This is a genomic window from Thermotoga sp. (genome assembly GCF_021162145.1).
Classification (GTDB): domain Bacteria; phylum Thermotogota; class Thermotogae; order Thermotogales; family Thermotogaceae; genus Thermotoga.
Genome location: NZ_JAGGZH010000151.1, coordinates 1 through 8064 on the forward strand (window position 1 = coordinate 1; position 8064 = coordinate 8064).

Sequence of the window (8064 nt, forward strand, 5' to 3'; positions counted from 1 at the left end):
TGGTGCGGGAAAGACCACCACTTTAAAGTGTATTGTAGGCCTCAGGAAGAAATCTGCCGGAGAGATCGAATTGAACGGTACGTTCACCTACCTTCCAGAGGAAAAGAGGCTCTACCCCTATCTCAAGGTGAAAGAGATAGTATCACTCTTCAGAAAAATCGGAAAGAACTTTCATGAAGAAAGATCCCTCGAGATGCTCGAAAGATACAAGATAGACCTCAACGAAAAGGTGGTGAACCTATCACACGGTATGAGAACGATTCTTTATCTCTCTCTTGTTCTCGCAGAAGACGTGGACCTCTATATACTCGATGAACCCACCTGGGGACTCGATCCCCTTGTGAGAAGCGACCTCCTCGAACACGTAAGGTCACTCACTTACGACGGAAAAGCAGTTCTCTACACCAGTCATGTACTCGCAGAAGTGGAGAAGATAGCAGACAAAGTTGCCATCATGAAGGAAGGGAGAGTGATCCTCTCAGGGAATCTTGATGATATAAAGTCCTCCTACAAGCTCGTCGTCTCGAAGGATACTTTGAGCGGCTATCTTCTGAGAACTCTCAAGAGTGGGGAGAAGGTCTACCTGATGAGAAAAGAGGAGATACCAGAAAACGCCCAGGTGGAAGATGCCTCGTTTGAAGACATCTTCGAGTCCATCGTGAGGGGTGAGAAAGATGCTCACTAAAGAGTTCAGGGATATGAGGGTGCGCTTTTTTGTGATGTTCTTCATTCTCCTGGGAACCTTCATCCTTCTTGTTGTCATGAAGGACTACACGCAGAGCCTTTCTGAGCTCGTCAAGAGTGCCCCGAAAAACGTTCTGGAAAAGTTCGGCGTCACAGACGAGTTCATGAAAAAGCTTTCTGACTGGAACTTCTACATCATCACCCAGTGGTACGGAAAAAATCTGGGACAGTTCGTTCCTATATTTGCGATCATAATGGCTTTTCCTGTGTTTGCAAGAGAAATAGAGAACGAAACGATGGAACTTCTGCTGGTGAGAGTTACCAGAAGAAAGCTTTTTACCGTGAAATTTTTCATCCCGCTTGTTTTCACTTTTTTGGCCCTTTTCGTACTCGCTGTTCTTCCACTGCCTGTCAGCTGGATCATCGGCAAGTCACTGGATACGAATCAAGTGCTTCGTTATCTCCTTGTGGAAACGATAGGACTCTTTATGTGGTTCTCCATCACCATCTTTCTTTCCGTGCTGTTCTCTGACCAGGTCAAACCCCTCATTGTCTCGATCGCCCTCCTTGCGGGAACAACAATACTCGGAGGGTTCATAAAACCTCTGTCCATCCTGAACACATACCTCTACATCTTGAGGGGAGAGATGACAGTGTGGCCGTCACTGTCTTACACTCTGATTGGAGTGGTATTTGCCTATCTTTCCTGTAAAATTCTTGAAGTGAAAGACTTCTGAGGGGGTGTGGAGAATGATAGTCACCACCATCGAACAGGTGCCAGGATACAGGGTGAAGGAGATCCTTGGCGTGGTTTCAGGAAACGTTGTGATGTCGAAGCATCTGGGAAGGGATATAGCCGCCGCGCTGAAAACTCTCGCCGGTGGTGAGTTGAAGGGTTACACCGAAATGCTCACAGAGGCAAGAAACATCGCCGTGGAGAGAATGATGAAAGAAGCAGAAAAACTTGGAGCAGACGCGGTGATAGGGTTCAGATACTCTTCTTCCACAATCATGAGTGGTGCAGCGGAGATCCTTGCGTACGGAACCGCTGTGAAATTGGAAAAAATTTGAAGGGGCGAGAGTGCCCCTTTCACACCTCTTCTTCTTCCAGATCTTCCAGGTTGATCTCTCCTGCCATCTCCTCGGTTGTTTCTTCGGTCTCCGGTGTTTCCTCTGTCGTGAGTGGAGCTCCTTCTCTTCCCTCGAGGTACGCATCCGCGATAACGGAGGTGATGAGCTTTATAGATCTGATCGCATCATCATTTCCCGGGATCACGTAATCGATCGGATCAGGATCACAGTTCGTATCAACTATGGCCACGATGGGAATACCGAGTTTGTTAGCCTCGGCAACGGCGATCTTTTCTTTTCTCGGATCCACTATGTAGACGATATCGGGAAGTTTCCTCATCTCCTTGAGTCCACCCAGGTTCTTTCTGAGTTTTTCCAGCACCCTTCTTATTCTACTCTGCTCTTTTTTCGGAAGTTCGTCGAGCTTTCCACTCTGTTCCATCTCCTCGAGTTCGATGAGCTTGTCGATTCTGGTCCTGATCGTCTTGAAGTTCGTGAGGAGTCCGCCAAGCCATCTGTTGTTCACGTAGAAGGCCCCACACCTTTCCGCTTCCGCTTTTATGACACCCTGGGCCTGTTTTTTCGTTCCCACAAAGAGAATCGTCGCACCTTCACTGGCTTTTTCCCTCACGAAGTAGTAGGCTTCCTCTAAGAGTTGCTGGGTCTTCTGAAGGTCGATGATGTAGATCCCTTTTCTCTCTGTGTAGATGTAAGGAGCCATCTTCGGGTTCCATCTTCTCGTTCTGTGTCCAAAATGTACTCCCGCTTCCAGGAGCTGTTTCATGGTGACAACCGCCACGAACAACACCTCCATCCTTTTGGTTTTGACCCTCCGCTCCCTTCACACCCACACCGGCCTTTTTACAGGCACCGAGGGTGGGATCCAGGAGCGTGTGTGATAAGTCCCTTGGGGATTTTATCATCGAAGAGAAGAATTTTCAATTGCTTCTACTCTGAACTCTTGGATCCACGATGAATTTCACAACATAAAAACACGCAAACGATCCTATCAAACCCGTGACAACCATGAGAGAGCCGTACCCGAAGGCGTCTGCCATCTTGCCACCAATGAGCGGGGCTATGAAAGAAAAAGGTGCGATGGAAAAGTACAGAGACCCCATGTAGAGCTCCTTCCTTTTCCCAGAGACAAAATCCAGTGTGATCGCCATGTTTCCCACGTTGTTTGTGGTGTTGACGAGTCCAACCAGAGCAAAAACAAGGTAAGCGTGTACTGGATCTGTTGAGAAGAACGCTATCAAAACGGCAAGAGAATAGAAAATCTTGCTGAAGAGAAGATTCAATTTGTGTCCTTTTCTGTCACCCAAAGGGCCAAACACGAACGACGAAACACCCTGGGATGCAAGAACTATCGCTGTGAACACCGCTGCTGCATCGTCTGGAAGTGAGAATTTCTCCAGCAGATACACAGTGATGAAACCACTGGAGGCGAACATGAAACTGGTAATGATTCTCTCTATCAAGAAATTTCTGAAGTTTCTGTCCAGAAATACATGTTTCATATTCTTTATGTAGTTCCATATGGGTTCGTTCACCGGAGTGATCTGATCGGGTACTTCCCTGGTGAGTGCCAAGAAGACGAAAGACACCATGAAGAAAACAAACGCTGTGAGAAACACGTACCCAAAGTTTCTCGGAAACGGATAGTTTGCAAGCAAGTCCTTCGCTATGATAGAACCACCGATCCCCAGGATTGCTCCCAGACCGTTTCCCATAGCAAAGAAAGTGCCCCTTCTTTTTGGATTGATGACCTTCTCTATCATGCTCATCCACGGTGGTCCCAGAAACCCCATAGAGAACGTGGCGATACCCATCATCAAAATGGAAAGGTAAAGAGCAAATTTCGGCGAGGAAACAGCAAGGTAGAAGCTGATCAGCGCCATGAGGAAATATGGAAGCCTTTCTCCCAGTGTAACCTTGAGCACCAAGTTCAGTTTCTTTGGGGACCTCTCGGCGTACTTGGCTCCCCATATTGCCGGAATGCCCCAGCCAAGGTTTGCAATGGCTGGAATGAGGCCAAGCTCCACATTCGACGCCCCAAGGTTTTTGGCAAAAACGGGAAAGAGCGTAAAGATAGAACCAAGGGTCATTCCGAGACTGAAAAAGGCGTTATCTAGAGAGTTGACGATGAAGTTCCAGCGGTAGTCTCTCTCCGTGAGATGCTTCATAGAAACCCGGGCTGCGGAGGTCCATCCCCTTCAGGGGATTAGGAGGAGCAGCCCACCTGCACCTCCTTTCGCACGGGTATTAAAATATGGTCGAAGTGTGAAGAATCCAAATGACACTCTCCTGCAGATTCAAGCTGGAGCTGACCAGAGAACAAAAGAGACAGCTTCTTGAAACAGCAGTAGCTTACACAGAAGCTGCGAGTTTTGTTTTGGAGCAGAAGCTCAAAGGCAAGACCACCAACATTCAGAAGCTGCGCAGGCTCTATTACAGCGTAATCAGAGAGCGCTTCAATCTTCCTGCTCAACTTGCCATCAACGCAGAACGCGAAGCAGCTTCGATATATCAGATGCTCCAGGTACAATACAAAGAGCTGAAGCGCAGAAAACCAGATTCCAAGGCTGCAAAGAAATTCTGGAACAGGTCTCCCAAGCGCAAACCCTTGATCGCAAAGTACACCTACAATCGTACTGCATCCTTCAAATAGATTCGATGGGGCTTGGCATGTTTCCTTGAGCACTCTGCAGGACCACATCGAGTGGATGCGAATCTATGGTTGGAACAAGCACTACGAATACCTGAGACAGGGTAAAATCGACGATCCCATCAAAAAGTCGACCCAGTATACACGTCTCAGACTTGTCCTGTATGCGGTTTTGTTTTCAAAGACAACGGACCAAGTCATAGAGAAGTGTCCAAGTGCAAAAACTGTGGCTACGAAGAGCAAGCAGACACAGTAGGAGCTATAAACATAGCCTTGAGAGTGCTTGTAAAAGACCAAGAGCATTTAAAGGGACTGTTTGTCAGCCAGCCTGATGCTCCCCTCTGTCAGAAGAGCCGAGCAGGCTTTCCCCCTTCAGGGGAGAGTAGCTGACGCATAACACTCCTGGCTTCAAAATATGCAGCATAAGATATTCTATCCTAACCTCGTGTTTCAAGAGAAGATGAATTCTTTTAACTTTTCGTAAAGACGGTCCCAGTTCCTCTCACGCTCAACGTACTCTATGTTTCTTTGACCAAGATGGGAGTAACTGTCTGTGAGCATCTTCGTTAAAACCTCTTCGAAATTCTCTTTGTTGAAGAAGATCGCTCCTTTTGTTTCTTTGAACAGAAGACCTTCCACATCAACGCACAAAACAGGCTTTCCAGACGCCATGTAATCAATCACCTTGTAGGAGCTCACCGCGGGGTGGTTCATCGTGGTGGGAGAAAGGGTGAAGAGAAGGAAATCCGCCTTTTGAAAGAGAAATGGAACACACTTTTTGGGAACAGGATCGAAGAAAAAGACGTTTTGAAGCTCTCTGGAAATTTTTCTCACTTCCTCGAAGTAGTCTGGCTGAGAAGGACCTACGAAGATGAAAACAAATTTTTCCTTTGCATCACTCCTTACCCTCGTAAGCATCTCAAGAAACTCTTTTATTCCACTGTGTGGAACGATTGATCCCGCGTAGAGAACCTTCACTTTCTTCTCCGGTACTCTGGAGAAAATTTCTTCCACTTCAAAACAGTGCTCGAAATCTTTGAAACGGTTCAGATCTACACCGTTTGGAATGAAAACGAGCTTTTCGGGATGCACTCTCAGCCTCTCAAAGTGCTTTGAAAGATCCGGAACAAGAGAAATGACTCCCTCAGCCTTCGGATAGTACTTTCTGCACATGAAGTCAAAGATTTTCGAGACAGGGTGAAAGTAAGAGATAGAACCAAGCTCTACAAGATCGTCGGGCCAGACATCTCTGACTTCAAGAAAGAGCTTTCCTTTCTTCTTTCTCACATAGTACCACCCAAGGCTCCAGGAGAATGGGTGCGGTGAGGAGGCGATGATCACATCGTAGTCTTTTTGAACGATCAACTTCTTTCCGTTCCTGTAGTAATCGTAAGAAGAAAGAAACCTGTGTAGCGAGTTTCCAGAGTACTCCCTTGTTTTCACGACGATGAAGTTCACACCCTCTTTTGAAAAACGCCATCCGAATGTTTCGCTCCACCTTTCTCCTACGAGGTGCGAAAAATCCCCAACGTAGATGTCCACGCTGTGGCCATCTTTTACGAATCTTCTTGCAAGTTCAAAATGCCTTGTTTCCGCACTTCCCATCTCCGGAATGCTAGCATAGTGGTTGAGGATGGCAAGGGTCAATCTCATTCCTCCTTGTAGTAAAGCTGATTTTCAAGAAGCTGATTTTCTGGGACATCTTTGATTACCCTGGCTGGGATCCCCATCACGATCTTTCTCGGAGGAACGTCTTTTGTTACAACTGCCCCTGCTGCTACCAGGGCATCTTCCCCTATTACGACTCCAGGAAGTATGGTAGCATTCGCCCCCACTCTGGCACCTTTCTTGAGCGTGGGTCCTTTGAAGAATTTTTTCCTTTCTTCCGTTCTTCCAAGGAAATTGTCGTTCGTGAACGTCACTTCGGGAGCCACAAAGCAGTAATCCTCTATCGTTGATAGTGCGGTGATGTAAGCGTTCGTTTCTATTTTCACGTACTTTCCGATCTTCGTTTTGTTCTCTACAGTCACTCCTTTTCCTACCACGGTGTGATCTCCTATTTCCACTTCTTCTCTTATTACCACAAGATCCCCCACGAACACGAAATCCCCCAACACACTTCCGCGGTATATCACAGAATTCGCTCCTATGGTCACTCCCTTCCCTACCCTCAAAGGTGGCAGTTTTTTCTCTTCTGTAATAGCAGATATAGACGATTTAAAAGGCTTTTTCCCAAGAATTGCCCCATCGAAAATAACACAACCTCCCTCCACCACGGTTCCTTCCTTGATGATCACGTTGTGGCCAATAGTAACATTGTCTCCTATGACAACTCCGTCCTCTATCACTACATCGTGACCCAGTTTCACGTTTTTCCCGATCCTTGCGCTATCAGATATGAAACCCACCTCTCTCCCTCCCTGCAAGCTTTTCAAGGTAGATTCTATCACCTTCTGGGTTTACAAACATTTAACATTAAAATTCTCCTCCGTCTTTCCGATTAATATGATGGAAAAACCCGGCGCCGGGTACAGGGAAGTAAAAACCTTCACACGGAGGTGAGCGGTTTATGAGGATCAATCATAATATCAGTGCATTGAACGCCTGGAGAAGCATTAATCAGACTCAGTACAGCATGAGTAAAACCCTTGAAAGACTCTCCTCTGGTTTGAGGATCAACAGAGCTGGTGACGATGCAGCTGGTCTTGCGATAAGCGAAAAGATGAGAGGTCAGATCAGGGGTTTGAACATGGCAATTAAGAATGCTCAGGACGCCATTTCCTTGATCCAGACAGCAGAAGGAGCACTCACAGAAGTTCACTCTATTCTTCAGAGAATGAGAGAACTCGCAGTTCAGGCAGCATCCGATACGAATACCGACGTTGACAGAGAGCAGATTCAGAAAGAAATCGATCAGCTCAGAGAAGAAATCGATAGAATCGCAAGAACAACAGAATTCAACACCAAGAAACTTCTCGATGGAAAACTTGAAAGCTTCAGGAGTGAAGTTGACGCCAAAGTCGTGACCGGTGGTAACATAGACGTAGAGCTTGGAACTGTTAGCAGCACCGCACAGGAAGGAACATACGTAATAGAAGTTGGTCAGCTTTCTGGGACTGCTACATCTGGTCTTGATGTTAAAATCACCCTGTTCACAGCTGGTGGAACTGCTTTTACTATTGTAAGCTTAAGTGATGGGCAGGCTACTTTTGCTATTGGTACCACTAATGCTACTGGTACTATTGTTTTCAAGTGGGATGCCGTTTTTGATTTAGATGACTTCGGAGGAGCACTGCCGTCTGGAGAAATAGTTGACAGTGCAGTTGTGAGAGTTGAAGCTATAAATACAACAGCTTCTCAGCTTGTCTTCCAGATTGGAACCAACGAAGGACATAACATGGTTGCAGGAATCGATGATATGAGTTCCGGAGCTCTTGGTTTGACAACCGCTTCTCTCGACGTCACTTCTCAGGATTCTGCTGAAAGAGCGATAATGGTCATAGATGCCGCCATTCACAGAGTGAGCACTGCAAGGGCTGCACTGGGTGCTGTACAGAACAGACTTGAACACACTATTTCCAACCTCGGTGTTGCTGCAGAAAACCTGACAGCTGCAGAAAGCAGAATCAGAGATGCAGACA

General features: G+C 46.7%; 10 protein-coding genes and 1 pseudogene. 7 read left to right on the forward strand and 4 right to left on the reverse strand.

What is annotated here, in order from left to right; all coding sequences use genetic code 11:
- The 3 genes from J7K79_RS09215 to J7K79_RS09225 all read left to right on the forward strand — a co-directional run.
- Positions 1-685: ATP-binding cassette domain-containing protein (locus J7K79_RS09215; protein WP_296907915.1), on the forward strand; the 685-nt coding region annotated here is incomplete at its 5' end.
- Complete coding sequence (locus J7K79_RS09220; protein WP_296907918.1) at positions 675-1421, forward strand: ABC transporter permease subunit; 747 nt, start codon at positions 675-677, stop codon at positions 1419-1421. The genes J7K79_RS09215 and J7K79_RS09220, both read left to right, overlap by 11 nt.
- Positions 1422-1434: 13 nt before the next feature.
- Positions 1435-1755 (forward strand): YbjQ family protein, encoded by a 321-nt coding sequence (locus tag J7K79_RS09225; protein ID WP_296907920.1) that lies wholly within the window; start codon positions 1435-1437, stop codon positions 1753-1755.
- Positions 1756-1774: 19 nt separating this feature from the next.
- Here the strand turns inward: J7K79_RS09225 and rpsB are convergent, their stop codons facing one another.
- Entirely contained in the window at positions 1775-2554 is a 780-nt protein-coding gene (gene rpsB / locus J7K79_RS09230; protein ID WP_296907936.1) for a 30S ribosomal protein S2, read from the reverse strand.
- A gap of 139 nt (positions 2555-2693) precedes the next feature.
- Positions 2694-3941, reverse strand: a complete 1248-nt coding sequence (locus J7K79_RS09235) for an MFS transporter (RefSeq protein WP_296907923.1) — start codon at positions 3939-3941, stop codon at positions 2694-2696.
- A 110-nt stretch (positions 3942-4051) separates the two neighbouring features.
- Between J7K79_RS09235 and J7K79_RS09240 the strand changes: the two genes are divergently transcribed.
- The 3 genes and pseudogenes from J7K79_RS09240 to J7K79_RS09250 all read left to right on the forward strand — a co-directional run.
- Positions 4052-4426, forward strand: coding sequence for a transposase (locus J7K79_RS09240; protein ID WP_296907925.1), 375 nt, complete (start codon positions 4052-4054; stop codon positions 4424-4426).
- Between the two features lie 55 nt (positions 4427-4481).
- Positions 4482-4679 carry a hypothetical protein gene (locus tag J7K79_RS09245; RefSeq protein WP_296907927.1) on the forward strand — a complete coding sequence of 66 codons (198 nt, stop codon included), beginning with the start codon at positions 4482-4484 and terminating at the stop codon, positions 4677-4679.
- Positions 4607-4813, forward strand: a pseudogene (locus tag J7K79_RS09250) (zinc ribbon domain-containing protein); the annotation flags it as partial. The gene J7K79_RS09245 and the pseudogene J7K79_RS09250, both read left to right, overlap by 73 nt.
- Positions 4814-4873: 60 nt before the next feature.
- On the opposite strand, the gene J7K79_RS09255 reads toward J7K79_RS09250, so the two are convergent.
- Positions 4874-6070 carry a glycosyltransferase family 4 protein gene (locus J7K79_RS09255; protein WP_296907929.1) on the reverse strand — a complete coding sequence of 399 codons (1197 nt, stop codon included), beginning with the start codon at positions 6068-6070 and terminating at the stop codon, positions 4874-4876.
- A gap of 2 nt (positions 6071-6072) precedes the next feature.
- The gene (locus J7K79_RS09260) at positions 6073-6831 is read right to left on the reverse strand and encodes an acyltransferase (protein WP_296907930.1); all 759 of its coding nucleotides are present in this window, start codon (positions 6829-6831) and stop codon (positions 6073-6075) included.
- Between the two features lie 161 nt (positions 6832-6992).
- Between J7K79_RS09260 and J7K79_RS09265 the strand changes: the two genes are divergently transcribed.
- Positions 6993-8064, forward strand: a 1072-nt coding sequence (locus J7K79_RS09265) for a flagellin (protein ID WP_296907933.1), incomplete at its 3' end; no start/stop codon positions are given.

Bases quoted from the DNA above. Each gene is read 5' to 3' on its own strand.
- J7K79_RS09220 (WP_296907918.1), top strand. From the start codon at position 675: ATGCTCACTAAAGAGTTCAGGGATATGAGGGTGCGCTTTTTTGTGATG.
- J7K79_RS09225 (WP_296907920.1), top strand. From the start codon at position 1,435: ATGATAGTCACCACCATCGAACAGGTGCCAGGATACAGGGTGAAGGAG.
- J7K79_RS09235 (WP_296907923.1), bottom strand. From the start codon at position 3,941: ATGAAGCATCTCACGGAGAGAGACTACCGCTGGAACTTCATCGTCAAC.
- J7K79_RS09240 (WP_296907925.1), top strand. From the start codon at position 4,052: ATGACACTCTCCTGCAGATTCAAGCTGGAGCTGACCAGAGAACAAAAG.
- J7K79_RS09245 (WP_296907927.1), top strand. From the start codon at position 4,482: ATGCGAATCTATGGTTGGAACAAGCACTACGAATACCTGAGACAGGGT.